This is a genomic window from Thalassobaculum sp. (assembly GCF_040219615.1).
Classification (GTDB): domain Bacteria; phylum Pseudomonadota; class Alphaproteobacteria; order Thalassobaculales; family Thalassobaculaceae; genus Thalassobaculum_A.
In genome coordinates, this window is record NZ_JAVJSE010000003.1 from 38873 (window position 1) to 54228 (window position 15356).

Genomic DNA, 15356 nt, shown 5'->3' on the forward strand with positions numbered 1-15356 from the left:
AATCTCAGTGGGGGTTCATCGTGCGTCAGGTTGTCGTGGCTTTTCTCGCGTTCCTGATCGCGGCGACGCCGATGGCGGCGTCGGCGCAGGCGGACATCGCACCGCCGGTCGTCCAGTCGCTCGAGGATCCGAAGGTGGTGATGACCGTCGCCCCTTGGATCGGGGCCGTTGCCGGCTCGGCCCTGGCGATCGTCGGTGTCAATGCCTGGACCGGCGGGGCGTTGCTGGCGCCGACCCTGGGTCCGGTGGTTTCCGGCGTCCTCGGCGGGTCCTGGCTCGGTCTGTCCGCCCTGACACCGATCGGCACCAGGGCGCTGCTGGAGAACACGACACTGATCGCGGTCGGCGTGTCCGGCGGCCTGTTCGGTCACTGGCTCGGCAGCCGCTAGACTATGGCAGTTCTGCCACAATGGTCCGCGATTGCGTGGACATCGTCAGTCTGATGGGCGATGCTTCCTTCTGCGGCCCGGCCCGAGGGTGGGTCAGGAAAATTCGGTCGACGGGGAGTTATAGTACGATGATGAAGTCACTCGTTGTTTTGAGCCGCGCCCTTGTGGTCGTTGCGGCTCTCGCAGTCGTTCCGGGCGCCGCCAAGGCGCAGAGCCTGTCGTCCTCGGCCGGCAGCAGCTTTGAGGCGTATCGCGCGATGGCGATCACCGCCGGCGTGATCGGCGGCGCGGTCGTCGCGACCGTCGTGACCGACGGTCTGATCCTGCCCATCCTCGCCGGTGGCGGTCGCGGTGGCCTGGCCGGCGTCGCCGAGCAGCTGGTCAGCACCGCCGGTACCGTGTTCGGCGCAGTGGCCGGCGGCCTCTATGCCGACGACTGGTACTCCAAGCAGTAACGAAACAGTCCACGCCTGTTTGTCGCGTGAACTAGAAAGGCCCGGCATCAGCCGGGCCTTTTCCGCGTTCCGGGCCTTTTTCGTCGCAGCCCCGATCTCGTGGCGGACCGGTCAGTTGATGTCTGCCGTATCCGGCTTGAAGTAGTACGAGCTGTAGACCCACATCGTGATCACGCCACCCGCGAACGCCGCGGCGACGGCTGTAGTGGCGACCGGCATCGTCGCATACAGATACCCGGCCCCCGCCCCCAGTGCGGCATAGACCAGCCGTGCCGCCAGATCGATCGACGAGATCGGCCGGCGGCTGCAGTCGCAATCCGCCGGTGGAGCGACCGGTGCCTGTGCCAGCACAACCCGCGGCCCGGTGATCGAACTCCCCGCCGACGCCGGAGACGCGCCCAGCAGGAGCGCGACTGCCAGCACCATCATGGCCATTGCGCGCATACCCGTCCTCCTATGGTATCACTTCACTGCCGCCGGGTTATCCCCCGGTCGGCCCGTAATCAACCTCTACCGTGGCGTGCCCCACGCCGAACCGGTCCTGCAGGCGACGCTTGATCGCGGCCACCGTCTGCGCGGCCGCCGCCCCGTCGCTCAGGTGGGCAACGAGGGTAATCATGGGCCGTTCCTGGCTGATCGACCAAGCATGAATATGGTCGACCTCCCGAACCCCTTCGACCGCCTCGATCAAATCGGCCCGGATCGCTTCGGGTTCCAGGTTGGCCGGCGCGCCCTCGAGCAGAATGTGGACCGCGTCCCTGGCCACCACCCAGGCACTGCGCAGGACCAGAATCGCCACCACCACCGACAGGATCGGGTCGATCGGCAGCCAACCGGTCCACAGGATGACCAGCGCCGCGACAATGGCCGCGACCGAGCCCAGGATGTCGCCCATCACATGCAGGATGGCGCCGCGGATGTTGAGGTTGTCGCGGTCGCCGGTGGTCAGGATGTAGAACACCAGCATGTTCACCAGCAGGCCGAGTATGGCGATGACCAGCATCGGCCCGGCCAGGATCGGCACCGGCTGCCCGTAGCGCTGCGCCGCCTCGAAGACGATCCAGCCGGCGATCAGGAACAGGGAGGCGCCGTTCACGAAGGCCGCCAGAACCTGGACCCGGTCGAACCCGTAGCTGTGACGCCATGTCGCCGGGCGCCGGGCGATCCGGAACGCCGCCCAGGCAAACGCCAGCGCGACCGTGTCGGTCAGCATGTGAACGGCATCCGCGATCAGGGCGAGCGAGCCTGATACCAGGCCGCCGACGATCTCGGCGGTCATGAAGCCGGCGGTCAGGCAGGCGCCGATCGCGACCCGGCGCTCGTTCCGTCCGGCACCGCCGCCGTGACTGTGGCCCTCGGCCATGCGTCGCTTCCCGATCCCGTTCGTGAGCATTCTACCGCGTGCGGCTGACGGACCAAAGTCCGGGAGACCGAGGGCATCAGGAAAAATGGAACATAGTTCCACCTATAGGAATGATCCCGGTTGGCGCCCGGCCCGGACTCCTGCTATCGAATATTCTGACGGTCCGGGAAAGAAGGCCGTGCAAGCTTCGTCCAGGGAGGCCCCATGAGCGCCACGCAGATCGAGCGTCGCGGCCCTGTCGCGGTGGTCAGGCTCGTCAATCCGCCGGTCAACGGTCTCGGCTCCGCCGTGCGGTCGGGCCTGGAGGCGGCCTTCAACCAGCTGCTCCCGGACGACTCGGTCGCCGGCATCGTCATCACCGGCGACGGACGGATGTTCAGCGCCGGGGCCGACATCCGCGAGTTCGGCAGGACACCGCCGCCGGGCGTTCCGAACCTGCCCGAATTGATCGACTGGCTGGAGGAATCGAGCAAGCCGGTGGTCGCGGCGATCCACGGCGTCGCCGCCGGCGGCGGCCTGGAGCTGGCGCTCGGCTGCCACTACCGGATCGTCGCGCCGAAGACCCGGCTCGGCCTGCCCGAGGTGACGCTCGGCATCCTGCCCGGCGCCGGCGGCACCCAGCGCCTGCCGCGGGTCGCCGGCGTCGAGGCGGCGCTCGAACTGATCGTGTCGGGGCGGCTGGTGTCCGAACGCGAGGCCCTGAAGCTGGGGATCGTCGATCAGGTCGCCGAGGGCGACGTGGTGGCCGCCGCGGTCGCCAAGGCCGCGGAACTGGCCGCCACCGGCACGCCGCCACGCCGGTCGAGCGAACGCGACGAGGGCCTGGCGGCGGCCCGCGCCGATCCCGGGCTGTTCGACCGGTTCCGCAGGTCCATGGCGAAGCGGGCGCGCGGCATGAACGCGCCCTACGCCTGCGTGCGCTGCATCGAGGCGGCGGTCCGTCTGCCGTTCGCCGAGGGCCGCCATTTCGAGCACCAGGAATTCCGCAAGCTGGTCGGTGCGGTCGAGGCGCAGGCGATGCGGCACGCTTTCTTCGCCGAGCGCGAGGTCGCCAAGATCCCGGATCTGCCGGACAGCACTCCGACTCGGCCGATCGCGGCCGCGGGCGTGATCGGCTGCGGCACCATGGGCGGCGGCATCGCCATGGTGTTCGCCAATGCCGGCATCCCGGTTACGGTGGTCGAGAGCGACGCCGGTGCCCTGGACGCGGGACTGGAGAAGATCCGCGCGAACTACCAGGCGACGGTCGACAAGGGCCGGCTGGCCCAGGACGCGATGGACGAGCGGATGGCGCTGATCGCCGGCGCCACCGGGTTCGACGCGGTCGCCGACGCCGATATCGTGGTCGAGGCGGTGTTCGAGGAGATGCCGGTCAAGAAGCAGGTGTTCGGGATCCTCGACCGGACCTGCCGGCCGGGGGCGATCCTGGCGACCAATACCTCGACCCTGGACGTCGACGAGATCGCCGCCGCCACCGGCCGGCCCGAGAGCGTCATCGGCACCCACTTCTTCAGCCCGGCCAACGTGATGCGGCTGCTCGAGGTGGTGCGCGGCGCGAAGTCGTCGCCGGAGACCGTGGCCACCGCCATGGCGCTGTCCAAGACCCTCGGCAAGATCGGGGTCCTGGTCGGGGTGTGCGACGGCTTCGTCGGCAACCGCATGCTGCACCAGTACCTGCGGGAGGCGGCCTTCCTGGTCGAGGAAGGCGCCCTGCCCCAGGACGTCGACCGGGTGATCTACGACTTCGGCTTCCCGATGGGCCCGTTCGCGATGAGCGACCTCGCCGGCAACGACATCGGCTGGCGGATCCGCAAGGCGAAGATGGCCGAGCGGCCGGCCGGCACCGGGTCCGGCGACGAGCGCTACTCCGGCACGATCTCCGACCGGCTGTGCGAGCGCGGCCGGTTCGGCCAGAAGACGGGCGCCGGCTGGTACCGCTACGAGGACGGCCGCACCCCGCTGCCGGACCCCGAGGTCGAGTCGCTGATCGTCGAGACCTCGAAGGCGCTCGGGATCGGGCAGCGCCCGGTCTCCGACCGCGAGATCCTGGAGCGCTGCCTGTATCCGCTGGTGAACGAAGGCGCCAGGATCCTGGACGAGGGCATCGCCCTGCGCTCGAGCGACATCGACATGGTCTGGATCCACGGCTACGGCTTCCCGAGGTATCGCGGCGGGCCGATGTTCTGGGCCGACACCGTGGGCCTCGACGCGATCGCCGCGGCGATGCGCGGCTTCCAGGCGGTGCATGGCGACTGGATGGCCCCGGCTCCACTGCTCGAGAAGCTGGTCGCTGAAGGCAAGGGATTCAAGGATCTTTAAATATCTCAATGCTCTGGGATAAGGAGTTAATGTAATGCGCGAAGCGGTGATCGTCTCGACGGCACGCACGCCGATCGGCAAGGCCTTCCGCGGTGCCTTCAACAATACCCACGGCGCCACCATGGCCGGGCACGCCATCGAGCACGCCGTCGCGCGCTCCGGCCTGGACCCGGCGGAGATCGAGGACGTGATCCTGGGCTGCGGCTTCCCGGAGGGCGCCACCGGCCACAACATCGGCCGGATCGCCGCGATCCGCGCCGGCCTGCCGATCACCACCGCCGGCACCGTGGTCAACCGGTTCTGCTCGTCCGGGCTGCAGTCGATCAGCATGGCGGCCCAGCGGATCCTGGTGGACGGTGTCCCGGCGATGGTGGCGGGCGGCGTGGAGTCGATCAGCCTGACCCAGGCGAACGTCAACATGACCCATCGCATGGAGCCGAAGCTCGCCGAGACCAAGCCCGAGATCTGGATGAGCATGATCGAGACCGCCGACACCGTGGCCGGCCGCTACGGCGTCAGCCGCGAGGCCCAGGACGAATACTCGCTGCAGAGCCAGCTGCGGACCGCCGCCGCCCAGCAGGCCGGCCGGTTCGACGACGAGATCGTGCCGATGACCTCGGTCATGCAGGTCAAGGACAAGGACACCGGTGCGGTCAGCGAGCAGACCGTCACCCTGGCGAAGGACGAGGGCAACCGGCCGACCACCACCCTGGAGGGCCTGGCCGGGCTGCAGCCGGTGCGCGCGCCCGACCAGTGGATCACCGCCGGCAACGCCAGCCAGCTGTCCGACGGCGCCTCGGCCTGCGTGCTGATGGACTCCAAGCTGGCCGAGCAGCGCGGCATCGAGCCGCTCGGCATCTACCGCGGCCTGGCGGTCGCCGGCTGCGAGCCCGACGAGATGGGCATCGGCCCGGTGTTCGCGGTGCCGCGCCTGCTGGAGCGCAACGGCCTGACCATGGACGACATCGACCTGTGGGAGCTGAACGAGGCGTTCGCCGTGCAGGTTCTGTACTGCCGCGACAAGCTCGGCATCCCGAACGACCGGCTGAACGTCGACGGCGGCTCGATCTCGATCGGCCACCCCTACGGCATGAGCGGCGCCCGGATGGTCGGGCACGCCCTGATCGAGGGCAAGCGGCGCGGCGCGAAATACGTCGTGACCACCATGTGCGTCGGCGGCGGCCAGGGCGTCGCCGGCCTGTTCGAGGTGGTGTGAGGCAATCGGCCGGCAACGGAGCGGCGGGTGGGGTCCGGTCCGGAATGACGAACAAGGGAGTTCTCCTACCCGTCGTCATTCCGGACGGACACGCCAGAGCGTGGCCGATCCGGAACCCGCGAAGTGACGGGCCTCCCCGGGCTCGAAAGCTGTGAGGTAGTGTGATGGAACTGGTGCTGTCGCCCGAGGATGCCGCCTTCCGCGCGGAGGTCCGAGCCTTCCTGCAGGAGAAGCTGCCGCCCGATCTCGCCAACAAGAGCGCGACCGGATTGCGGCTCGGCAAGGACGAGCACGTCCGCTGGCAGAAGATCCTCCACGAGAAGGGCTGGGTCGCCGCTAACTGGCCGGTCGAGCATGGCGGCACCGGCTGGACCGCGATGCAGAAGCACATCTTCGAGGAGGAGTGCGCGGCCGCCGGCGCGCCGCCGCTGATCCCGTTCGGCCTGCTGATGGTCGCGCCGGTGATCATGGCGTTCGGCAACCAGGCCCAGAAGGACCGCTATCTGCCGCGCATCCTGCGGTCGGACGACTGGTGGTGCCAGGGCTACTCCGAGCCCGGCTCCGGCTCCGATCTCGCCTCGCTGCGCACCAGGGCGGTGCGCGACGGCGACCACTACGTGGTCAGCGGCCAGAAGACCTGGACCACGCTGGCCCAGCACGCCGACATGATGTTCACCCTGGTCCGCACCGACGACAGCGGCAAGCGCCAGGAGGGCATCACCTTCCTGCTGATCGACATGCACTCGCCGGGCGTCACCGTGCAGCCGATCACCACCATGGACGGCAGCCAGGAGATCAACAGCGTGTTCCTCGACGACGTGCGGGTGCCGGTCGAGAACCGCATCGGCGAGGAAGGCAAGGGCTGGACCTACGCCAAGTACCTGCTCGGCCACGAGCGCACCGGCATCGCCGGCACCGGGCGCTCGAAGGCACAGCTGCGGCGCCTCAAGGAGATTGCCCGCAGCGAGATGTCGGGCGGCCGGCCGCTGATCGAGGATCCCGATTTCGCCCAGCGCATCGCCCAGCTCGAGCTCGACCTGCTGTCGCTGGAGTCCCTGGTCCTGCGGGTCCTGCACGACTCCAAGGGCGCCCCGGGCCCGGAGGCCTCGTTCCTGAAGATCAAGGGCACCGAGGTCCAGCAGAAGCTGACCGAGCTGATGATGGAGGCGGTCGGCCCCTATGCCGCGCCGTTCCAGCCCGAGGCGTTCCGCGAGGAGCACTGGAACGAGGAGCCGGCCGGCCCCGACTACGCGCCGCCGCTCGCCGCGGTCTACTTCAACTGGCGCAAGGCCTCGATCTACGGCGGGTCCAACGAGATCCAGCGGAACATCATCGCCAAGGCCGTGCTGGGCCTGTGATCGGGGGGACACGTCGATGAGCTTCGCCTTCACCGAGGACCAGCAGCTGCTGGCCGACAGCGCCGACCGCTTCCTGGCCGACAAATACGGCTTCGACGCCCGCAAGGCGATCCTGCGCGGCGACGCCGGGTGGAGCCGCGACATGTGGCGGGCCTTCGCCGAACTCGGCTGGCTCGCCCTGGCCGTGCCGGAGGACCATGGCGGGCTCGGCGGCTCGACCGTCGACCTGGCGGTGCTGATGGAGCGGTTCGGCCGGCACCTGGTGGTCGAGCCGTTCCTGGCCACCGTGGTGCTCGGCGCCGAGACCGTCGCCCGCGGCGGCAGCGACGCCCAGAAGGCGGCGATCCTGCCGGCGGTCGCCGAAGGGGGCACGCTGCTGGCGCTCGGCGTCGGCGAGCCGCGCGCCCGCTTCGACCTGCACCGGGTCGCGACGACCGCCACCCGCGACGGCGGCGGCTGGAGGCTGTCAGGCCACAAGGCGGTGGTGCTGCACGCCGATGCCGCCGACCGGCTGATCCTGTCGGCCCGCACCGCCGGTGCCGAAGACGACCGCGACGGCATCACCCTGTTCCTGGTCGATCCGAAGGCCGACGGGGTGACCCTGCGCCCCTACCCGACCGTCGACGGGCTGCGCGGCGCCGAGGTGCTGCTGGACGGTGTCGCGCTGTCCGATGCCGACGTGCTCGGCGGGGTGGACGCCGGGCTGCCGGTGATCGAGGCGGTGGTCGACCGGGCACTGGTGCTGCTGTCGGCCGAGGCGGTCGGTGCCATGGCCGAGACCGTCAGGCTGACCGCCGACTACCTGCGGACCCGCGAGCAGTTCGGCCGGCCGCTGTCGTCCTTCCAGGTGCTGCAGCACCGCATGGTCGAGATGCTGCAGGCCAAGGAGTTCGCGCACGCGCTCTGCTACCGCGCCGCCGGCGCCATGGATTCGACCGACGGGATCGAGCGCGCCCGCGCCGCTGCCGGGATCAAGGCCGAGTCCGGCCGCGCCGGCAGGCTGATCGGCCAGGAGGCCATCCAGTTGCACGGCGGCATGGGCATGACCGACGAGATGGCGGTCGGCCACTACTTCAAGCGCATGACCATGATCGACGTCCAGTTCGGCAACGCCGCCCACCATCTGCGCCGGTTCGCCACGCTCTCGTGACACCGGGCCCTCGCGACAGGAGCCACGCCATGATCCCCGAGATGAGTCCCAAGGCCGCCGACCTCGAAGCCCGGGTGCGCGCGTTCATGGACGAGCACGTCTACAAGGCCGAAGCCGTCTACCACGAGCAGCTCGAGAGCTCGGGCAACCGCTGGCGCGTGCCGCCGATCATGGACGAGCTGAAGGCCAAGGCCCGGGCCCAGGGCCTGTGGAACATGTTCCTGCCGGAGTCCGACCGCGGCGCCGGCCTGACCAACCGCGACTACGCCCCGCTGTGCGAGGTCATGGGCCGCTCGCCGATCGGCGCCGAGGTGTTCAACTGCTCGGCCCCCGACACCGGCAACATGGAGGTGCTGGAGCGCTACGGCACCGAGGAGCACAAGCAGCGCTGGCTGGAGCCGCTGCTGGCCGGCGAGATCCGCTCCTGCTTCGCCATGACCGAGCCGAAGGTCGCGTCCTCCGACGCCACCAACATCGAGTCGAGCATCCGGCGCGACGGCGACGACTACGTGATCAACGGCCACAAGTGGTGGTCGTCGGGCGCCATGGACGAGCGCTGCCGAATCTTCATCTTCATGGGCAAGACCGACCCGAACGCCGAGAAGCACAAGCAGCAGTCGATGATCCTGGTGCCGGCCGACACGCCCGGCATCACCATCAAGCGGGCGCTGACCGTGTTCGGCTACGACCACGCTCCGCACGGCCATGCCGAGATCCTGTTCGAGAATGTCCGGGTGCCGGCCTCCAACATCCTGCTGGGCGAGGGCCGCGGCTTCGAGATCGCCCAGGGGCGCCTCGGACCGGGCCGCATCCACCACTGCATGCGCTGCATCGGTCAGGCCGAGCGGGCGCTGGAGATGATGAAGGCGCGGGCCCGCTCGCGGGTCGCGTTCGGCAGGCCGCTGTCTGACCAGGGCGCGCTGCGCCACACCATCTCGGAGTGCCGGATCGCCATCGACCAGGCCCGGCTGATGGTGCTGTACGCCGCCCACAAGATGGACACCGTCGGCAACAAGGCGGCCCGCAAGGAGATCGCCATGATCAAGGTGATCGCGCCGCGGATGGCCTGCGACGTCATCGACAAGGCGATCCAGGTGCATGGCGGCGGCGGTGTCAGCCAGGAGTTCAGCCTGGCCTACGCCTACGGCTCGCAGCGCACCCTGCGCCTGGCCGACGGCCCGGACGAAGTGCACCTGGAGTCGATCGCCAAGAGCGAGCTGCGCCGGAACGACTGACGACGGGAGCGGCCTGGTGGGGCGGCCCGGCCGCCCTACTTCCGCCCCAGCCGCTCGGAATTGCGCATTGCCGCGCTGTGCCACGGCGTCAGCAGGCTGACCGCGGTCGCCCCGGGCATCAGCGATGCCAGCGCGGTCTGCTGCATCGCCATCAGCTTCTCGGCGATCATCGAGCCGTACTCCGCCGGCGAGCACCGGCCGGTGGCGGCCATCGCCGTCCGGTGGGCGATTGTCGTGGCCGAGGCGACGGCGAGTTCGGCCATCATCACCGGCATCGAGACTTCGGGCGGCTTGGTCTCGCGCACAGGGCGCCGTCGCTTCGCGGTCATCGGGGATCCTGTGCAGGTATTTCGGGCAGGGTACCGCATATTGTAGCGCGGCGGTGGGATTACAGCGGCTGAGCGCGACAACCGCTGCCGGCAGCGCTTTCCTCGCCGGCCCGTACCACCCTATGATCGTCGGATCGTCCCTGGCCATCCCCCCGGCATCATGATCCCAGACACCGTCAACGCCTTCGTGCCCGGCACCGCCGTGCGGATTCCGGGCCGCCCCTCGGGCCCGCTGTCCGGGCTGAGCTTCGCCGCCAAGGACCTGTTCGACGTCGCCGGCCACCCGACCGGCGGCGGCAACCACGACTGGGCGCGCGCCAACCCGGTGCCCGACCGTCATGCCTGGGCGGTGCAGACCCTGCTGGACGCCGGCGCCGACCTGGTCGGCAAGACGATCACCGACGAGGTCTCGCTCGGCATCCTGGGAGAGAGCGCGTTCGACGGCACGCCGCTGAACAGCAGGGCGCCGGACCGGGTGCCCGGCGGCTCGTCCTCCGGCTCGGCCGCCGCCGTGGCCGCCGGCCTGTGCGACACCGCCATCGGCACCGACACCGGCGGCTCGGTACGGGTGCCGGCCAGCTTCTGCGGCCTGTACGGCATCCGCCCGACCCATGGCCGGCTGCCGCTCGACGGCATGCTGCCGCAGGCCCCCAGCAGCGACACCACCGGCTGGTTCGCCCGCGACGCCCGGACCTTCGCCCGGGTGTCGTCGGTCATGCTGGGCGAGCCGGTGCCCGCGGCGCTGCCGACCCGGCTGGTCGTGGCGGTCGACGCCTTCGGTTTTGCGGATCCGGAAGTGGCCGATGCGCTGCGCCCGCTGCTCGACCGGCTCGGCGCCCTGGTCGGCGAGGTCCGCGAGGACCTGCTGGCCCCCCAGGGCCTGTCGGTCTGGGGCCGCGCCCAGCGCACCCTGCAACCGGCCGAGGCCTGGAATACCTTCAGGGACTGGCTCGACCGCGACAACCCGCGGCTCGCCTTCAACGTGGCGCGCGGACTGATCATGGGATCGGCGATCCCGGAGAGCGAGCTCGGCTGGGCCCGGCTGATGCGGCAGGAGGCCCGGGCCCGGCTCGCCTGGCTGCTGCCGCCCGGCACCGTGCTGGCGATGCCGACCACGCCGTTCCCGGCGCCGCGCAAGGGCCTGCCGCTGTCGGCGCAGAACCCGATTCGCGAGCGCATCCTGTGTCTGGCCGCCCATGGCGGGCTGGCCGGCTTCCCGCAGGTCAGCATTCCGGGCGCCGAACTGCCCGACCCCGCCGGCGGCACCCTGCCGGTCGGCCTGTCGATCCTGGCGGCGCGCGGCAGCGACGCCCAACTGGTAGCAACCGCCCTGGCCCTGGAGACTTCACGATGACCGATGCCGACGATCTGACGCCGAACATTCCCGAGGTCGTCGAGGAGATCCGGGCGCTGTTCGAGCGCTACGAGGCGGCGCTGTCGACCAAGGACGTCGACGTGCTGGACGCCACCTTCTGGAACTCCCCGCACACCATCCGCTACGCCATGAACGAGATGGGCTATGGCTTCGACGCCATCCACCGCCACCGGGTGAACCGCAAGCCGGGCACCCGCTTCAAGGGCGAGCGGCGGCGGCTGGAGATCCTGACCCTCGGGCGCCGGTTCGCCACCGTGAACCTGGAGTTCCAGGTGTTCGAGAGCGACAAGATCGGCCGCCAGAGCCAGACCTTCGTGAACTTCCCGGACGTCGGCTGGAAGGTGGTCGCCGCCCATGTCTCGGCGACCGACGGCACGCCATCCTGGTAGCTCAGCGCAACGCGAACGCGACCACCGCCGCCACGATCGCCAGGTTGGTGCCCCAGAAGGCCAGCGCGATCCACCGCCTTTGCGTCACCCGATCCTCCCTAGTCGTAGTAGAAGCGCTCCGACAGGATGCGCCCGGACGGCACGCCGATGCCGGTCAGGGCGTCCTCGACGACGTCGATCATCGCCGGCGGCCCGCATACAAGGTACAGCCAGTCGGCCGCGCCCTCGGGGCCGAACACCCGCTCGACGATCGCCCGGTCGATCTGCCCGACCTCGCCCGTCCAGTCCGCCGCCGGCTCCGAGACCACATGCACCACGCGGGTTGCCGGCCGGTCCGCCAGCGCCGCCAGTTCGTCGCCATAGACGATCTGCCCGGCGACGCGGTTGCCGTACAGCAGAACCAGCGGGCGCCGGTCGCCCTCGGCCAGCATCTGCCGGGCGATGCCGAGAAGCGGGGCGATACCGACGCCGCCGGCGATCAGCGCCACGCCGGCGGCCGATCGGCCGTCGAGCGTCAGGTTGCCGTGCGGTCCGTCGAGCCAGACCCGGGTTCCCGGCGCGACGGTGCCCAGGCTGCGGGTGAAGTCGCCGACCTCCTTGACGACGAACCGGATCTCCGGCCGCTGCGCCGGCGCCGAACTGATCGAGAACGGGTTCTCGTGCAGCGAAAACGGACTGTGCCCGATGTTCAGCCAGACGAACTGGCCGGCCCGGAACCGCAGGGCCGGCCCGCGTATCGGTCGGATCCCGAGTTCCCAGCTGCGCAACGCGATACGGCGGAGTCCGCAGACCTCGTAAGGGTGCCGGGCCTTGAGCAGCGGCGCCGCCAGTCGGCTCCAGGCCAGCGACCCGACCGCCGTCGTCACCAGCAGCAGCCAGAACCCGGCGAGCCACGGATCGGCGCTGTAGCGGCCGGCCGCCAGCGTGTGATGCGTCACCGCCACCGCGACGACCACCGCACCGAGCAGGTGCAGCAACCGCCAGGTCTCGTAGCGGAACGGCTGGCGGTCGCGCAGCACCGCGATCAGCACGAACCCCGGCAGGATGACCCAGGCGATCACGCCGCTCGCCAGGGATGCCGTGTCGAGGCCCAGTGACAGCTGACCGGTGGTGTCCCACGGCAGCGCCCGGCCGAACGGCGTGCTGTAGAGGAAGGGATGCAGCAGCACGAAGGCCAGCGCGGTCCGCGCCACCAGCTGGTGGAACCGCATGGTGACGTCCATGCCAATGCTGCCGGAGATCGTCCGCAGCCGGCCCGACAGCACGAACTCGGCCAGCATGATCGCGAAGGCGGCCATGGCGAGACCCGACGAGACCTCGTCCCAGAACGGCCGCGGCGGGAGATCCTGCAGCCAGGACAGCACCAGCGGGGCGACCGTGACGGCAAGGTAGGCCGGCAGCAGGATCAGGGGATGCATCGACGTCCTCTCGCGTCCGCTCTTTGCCAGTGGCAGCGGCGCCAAAGCCGCCGCCGCCCACCCTAGATCAGCCGGGCCCGGCGCATGATCCAGACCTCGAGGGCGATCAGGGCCGCCAGGATCGCCGCCAGCCCGGCGAAGCCCCAGGGCGACTCGGCACCCGGAATGCCCCCGACATTGACCCCGAGCAGGCCGGTCACGAAGCCGATCGGCAGGAACACCGTGGCGACGATCGACAGCCAGTACATGTTGCGGTTCATGCGCTCGGCGGTCTTCAGGGCCAGCTCGTCCTCGACGATCGCGGCGCGCGAGCGGAGGGCATCCAGGTCCTCGACCAGCCGGGTGATCCGGTCGATGGTCTCCCGGCAGTCCAGCGGGTCGAGGTCGGCGAGCCGCGCGCCGGCGCTGCGGCCGAACTCCACCAGCGCCTCGCGCTGCGGCGCCAGGTAGCGGTGCAGCACCAGGGCGCGCCGGCGGATCGCGGACAGCCGGTCGCGGTCGATGCCGGCGCCGTCGTCGAGCGCCTCGACCTCCATGCGGACCAGGCTCTCCTCCATCCCGTCGATCTCCGGGATCATCCGGGCGGTCAGCCGCTCGACGATGCGGAGCACAAGCTCGGCGACGGTCGCAGCGCCCTCGCCGGCCTCCAGCGCCTCGCGCTGGTCGGTGACCGCCATGATCCGGTAGCGGCGCAGGGTCAGCAGCCGGTCGGCGGTGATCCACAGCCGGATGGCGATGGTCTCCTCGTGCTCGGCCGACGGGTCGAAGTTGATGCCGCGCAGAATCAGCAGCACGCCGTCGGGGCGCACCACGCAGCGCGGCCGGGTGTCCTCCTCCAGCAGCGCCCGCGCCACCCCGGCCGGCACCCCGGCCCCGGCCGCCAGCCACCGCTGCACCGCCGGGTCGTGGCGCTCGAGATGCAGCCAGACCGGCCGGCCGGCCTCGCCGTCAGCCGCGACCGGCCCCGCGCCGCCGCGCCCGTCGAGGCGCAGGCCGAAGACCAGCCCGCTGTCCGGAAGATCCAGATCCATGCTGCAGTGTCGGTGATTCGCGGCGGCCGGGGTAGCCGGCGACGGCGGCTCACCCGGTCAGCGGATCGAATCCCCAGGAGAACAGCGGCCGGCCACCGTCGGGGCCGACGTGCACGACCTCCTCCAGCCACATCCGCTCATGCTCGCCGCCCGGATACAGCAGGTGGAACGGCACCACCATGCCGGCCTCCAGCGTCCAGTCGGCGTTCGGCTTGCCGTCGGCGGTGGTCTGCTCCAGGTCCATGTGCGACAGGCCGAGGCCGTGGAAGAAGATCACCGCGGCGTCCGGGTCGGGGGCCCCGGCCTTTCGGTACACCGACCGGGCCCGGGCCTGCAGCTCCGACACCCTGGCGCCCGGCCGCATGGCGTCCAGCAGGTCGGTCGCGACCGCGGCGGTGGCGTCGGCGAATTTCCGTGCCTGCACGCCCGGCACCCCGCCGACCACCCAGGTCTTGCCGCCGTCCCAGCAGTACTGGTCGATGGTGCCGTGGCAGTCGAACATCACGTGGCACCCCTCGGTCACCTCGTGGGTCTCGAGCCCGGTCTGCAGCATCAGCGCGGCGTCGGCGCCGCGCGGGTGGCCCCAGACCATGCCGCCCGGGTCGTGCACGAACCCGCCGAGTTCGCTGACCGCCACCGCGTAGGCCCGGTTCAGGTCGCGCCAGGTGGCGCCGGGCGCCCAGGCCGCCACGGTCCGGCAGATCGCCGCCTCGTTCAGGGCGGTCGAGCGCTCCAGCAGCGCGATCTCGGCCGGGGTCTTCACGGCGCGCGCGAACATCATCGGGTCGTAGCCGTCGACGGCCTGACTCCCGTCGAGGCCGAGCCGCAGGCCGTAGCCGACATCGTCGAAGGCGATGCGCCGGCCGGCCAGCCCGAGATCCCCGATCGCCTTGCGGACAAGGTCGGCCATGCCGAAGCCATAGCTCGCGCGGGCCCGCTCGACCCACTCCACGCCCCTGCCATGCGCCGGGATGAAGCGATCGATGTCGGTCCGCTTCGCCGGCAGGTCGAGCGGCATCATCACCGCCCGATAGGGCCGGATGTCCTCGACCCAGCTGGGCTGGCCCAGGAAGCTTGCGAGATAGTAGTCGGCGACCACCAGGACCGGGTGGTCCGGGGCGTGGCGCGACAGGATCACCGCATAGGGCCGCGGCTCGTCCGACTTGTGAGCAATCGGATTGAACCCTGTGAGATAAAACACATTGTTCGGTTGGGTCGCAACGATCCCGTCCAGCCCGCGCGCCTCCAGCGCGTGCCACAGGCGCTCCAGGTTGCAGAGCCGCTCGGGCAGTGGGTTACGGTCGAATCCGGTGGTCTCCGGCATGGCGC

At 70.4% G+C, this 15356-nt stretch carries 15 protein-coding genes; 9 read left to right on the forward strand and 6 right to left on the reverse strand.

Annotated elements, in window-relative coordinates:
• Positions 1–20 precede the first annotated feature (20 nt).
• Together RIC31_RS00855 and RIC31_RS00860 are read left to right on the forward strand one after the other, a co-directional pair.
• Complete coding sequence (locus RIC31_RS00855) at positions 21–389, forward strand: hypothetical protein (protein WP_350100080.1); 369 nt, start codon at positions 21–23, stop codon at positions 387–389.
• A gap of 128 nt (positions 390–517) precedes the next feature.
• Positions 518–844, forward strand: coding sequence for a hypothetical protein (locus RIC31_RS00860; protein WP_350100082.1), 327 nt, complete (start codon positions 518–520; stop codon positions 842–844).
• A 111-nt stretch (positions 845–955) separates the two neighbouring features.
• Here the strand turns inward: RIC31_RS00860 and RIC31_RS00865 are convergent, their stop codons facing one another.
• Together RIC31_RS00865 and RIC31_RS00870 are read right to left on the reverse strand one after the other, a co-directional pair.
• Complete coding sequence (locus RIC31_RS00865) at positions 956–1288, reverse strand: hypothetical protein (RefSeq protein WP_350100084.1); 333 nt, start codon at positions 1286–1288, stop codon at positions 956–958.
• Positions 1289–1325: 37 nt separating this feature from the next.
• On the reverse strand, positions 1326–2207 hold the full coding sequence (locus tag RIC31_RS00870) for a cation diffusion facilitator family transporter (protein ID WP_350100086.1): 882 nt from the start codon (positions 2205–2207) through the stop codon (positions 1326–1328).
• A 204-nt stretch (positions 2208–2411) separates the two neighbouring features.
• Between RIC31_RS00870 and RIC31_RS00875 the strand changes: the two genes are divergently transcribed.
• The 5 genes from RIC31_RS00875 to RIC31_RS00895 all read left to right on the forward strand — a co-directional run bounded on the left by RIC31_RS00875 (position 2412) and on the right by RIC31_RS00895 (position 9485).
• The gene (locus RIC31_RS00875) at positions 2412–4526 is read left to right on the forward strand and encodes a 3-hydroxyacyl-CoA dehydrogenase NAD-binding domain-containing protein (RefSeq protein ID WP_350100088.1); all 2115 of its coding nucleotides are present in this window, start codon (positions 2412–2414) and stop codon (positions 4524–4526) included.
• Positions 4527–4560: 34 nt separating this feature from the next.
• Positions 4561–5742 carry an acetyl-CoA C-acyltransferase gene (locus RIC31_RS00880; protein ID WP_350100090.1) on the forward strand — a complete coding sequence of 394 codons (1182 nt, stop codon included), beginning with the start codon at positions 4561–4563 and terminating at the stop codon, positions 5740–5742.
• Positions 5743–5906: 164 nt separating this feature from the next.
• Positions 5907–7100 (forward strand): acyl-CoA dehydrogenase family protein, encoded by a 1194-nt coding sequence (locus RIC31_RS00885; protein WP_350100092.1) that lies wholly within the window; start codon positions 5907–5909, stop codon positions 7098–7100.
• 16 nt (positions 7101–7116) lie between these two features.
• Positions 7117–8250 carry an acyl-CoA dehydrogenase family protein gene (locus tag RIC31_RS00890; RefSeq protein ID WP_350100094.1) on the forward strand — a complete coding sequence of 378 codons (1134 nt, stop codon included), beginning with the start codon at positions 7117–7119 and terminating at the stop codon, positions 8248–8250.
• Positions 8251–8279: 29 nt separating this feature from the next.
• The gene (locus tag RIC31_RS00895) at positions 8280–9485 is read left to right on the forward strand and encodes an acyl-CoA dehydrogenase family protein (protein WP_350100096.1); all 1206 of its coding nucleotides are present in this window, start codon (positions 8280–8282) and stop codon (positions 9483–9485) included.
• 35 nt (positions 9486–9520) lie between these two features.
• Here the strand turns inward: RIC31_RS00895 and RIC31_RS00900 are convergent, their stop codons facing one another.
• Positions 9521–9814 carry a hypothetical protein gene (locus tag RIC31_RS00900; RefSeq protein WP_350100098.1) on the reverse strand — a complete coding sequence of 98 codons (294 nt, stop codon included), beginning with the start codon at positions 9812–9814 and terminating at the stop codon, positions 9521–9523.
• 160 nt (positions 9815–9974) lie between these two features.
• On the opposite strand from RIC31_RS00900, the gene RIC31_RS00905 reads away from it, so the two are divergent.
• Entirely contained in the window at positions 9975–11168 is a 1194-nt protein-coding gene (locus tag RIC31_RS00905; RefSeq protein WP_350100100.1) for an amidase, read from the forward strand.
• Entirely contained in the window at positions 11165–11578 is a 414-nt protein-coding gene (locus tag RIC31_RS00910) for an AtzH-like domain-containing protein (RefSeq protein WP_350100102.1), read from the forward strand. The genes RIC31_RS00905 and RIC31_RS00910 overlap by 4 nt, the downstream gene beginning before the upstream one ends.
• A gap of 98 nt (positions 11579–11676) precedes the next feature.
• Here the strand turns inward: RIC31_RS00910 and RIC31_RS00915 are convergent, their stop codons facing one another.
• The 3 genes from RIC31_RS00915 to RIC31_RS00925 all read right to left on the reverse strand — a co-directional run bounded on the left by RIC31_RS00915 (position 11677) and on the right by RIC31_RS00925 (position 15351).
• A complete protein-coding gene (locus tag RIC31_RS00915; RefSeq protein ID WP_350100104.1) occupies positions 11677–12996 on the reverse strand; it encodes a ferredoxin reductase family protein in 1320 nt (439 codons plus the stop codon).
• A gap of 62 nt (positions 12997–13058) precedes the next feature.
• The gene (locus tag RIC31_RS00920; protein ID WP_350100106.1) at positions 13059–14027 is read right to left on the reverse strand and encodes a zinc transporter ZntB; all 969 of its coding nucleotides are present in this window, start codon (positions 14025–14027) and stop codon (positions 13059–13061) included.
• Positions 14028–14076: 49 nt separating this feature from the next.
• Positions 14077–15351 (reverse strand): M24 family metallopeptidase, encoded by a 1275-nt coding sequence (locus RIC31_RS00925; protein WP_350100108.1) that lies wholly within the window; start codon positions 15349–15351, stop codon positions 14077–14079.
• Between the last annotated feature and the right edge of the window lie 5 nt (positions 15352–15356).

Bases quoted from the DNA above. Each gene is read 5' to 3' on its own strand.
- RIC31_RS00860 (WP_350100082.1), top strand. From the start codon at position 518: ATGATGAAGTCACTCGTTGTTTTGAGCCGCGCCCTTGTGGTCGTTGCG.
- RIC31_RS00865 (WP_350100084.1), bottom strand. From the start codon at position 1,288: ATGCGCGCAATGGCCATGATGGTGCTGGCAGTCGCGCTCCTGCTGGGC.
- RIC31_RS00870 (WP_350100086.1), bottom strand. From the start codon at position 2,207: ATGGCCGAGGGCCACAGTCACGGCGGCGGTGCCGGACGGAACGAGCGC.
- RIC31_RS00875 (WP_350100088.1), top strand. From the start codon at position 2,412: ATGAGCGCCACGCAGATCGAGCGTCGCGGCCCTGTCGCGGTGGTCAGG.
- RIC31_RS00880 (WP_350100090.1), top strand. From the start codon at position 4,561: ATGCGCGAAGCGGTGATCGTCTCGACGGCACGCACGCCGATCGGCAAG.
- RIC31_RS00885 (WP_350100092.1), top strand. From the start codon at position 5,907: ATGGAACTGGTGCTGTCGCCCGAGGATGCCGCCTTCCGCGCGGAGGTC.
- RIC31_RS00890 (WP_350100094.1), top strand. From the start codon at position 7,117: ATGAGCTTCGCCTTCACCGAGGACCAGCAGCTGCTGGCCGACAGCGCC.
- RIC31_RS00895 (WP_350100096.1), top strand. From the start codon at position 8,280: ATGATCCCCGAGATGAGTCCCAAGGCCGCCGACCTCGAAGCCCGGGTG.
- RIC31_RS00900 (WP_350100098.1), bottom strand. From the start codon at position 9,814: ATGACCGCGAAGCGACGGCGCCCTGTGCGCGAGACCAAGCCGCCCGAA.
- RIC31_RS00905 (WP_350100100.1), top strand. From the start codon at position 9,975: ATGATCCCAGACACCGTCAACGCCTTCGTGCCCGGCACCGCCGTGCGG.
- RIC31_RS00910 (WP_350100102.1), top strand. From the start codon at position 11,165: ATGACCGATGCCGACGATCTGACGCCGAACATTCCCGAGGTCGTCGAG.
- RIC31_RS00915 (WP_350100104.1), bottom strand. From the start codon at position 12,996: ATGCATCCCCTGATCCTGCTGCCGGCCTACCTTGCCGTCACGGTCGCC.
- RIC31_RS00920 (WP_350100106.1), bottom strand. From the start codon at position 14,027: ATGGATCTGGATCTTCCGGACAGCGGGCTGGTCTTCGGCCTGCGCCTC.
- RIC31_RS00925 (WP_350100108.1), bottom strand. From the start codon at position 15,351: ATGCCGGAGACCACCGGATTCGACCGTAACCCACTGCCCGAGCGGCTC.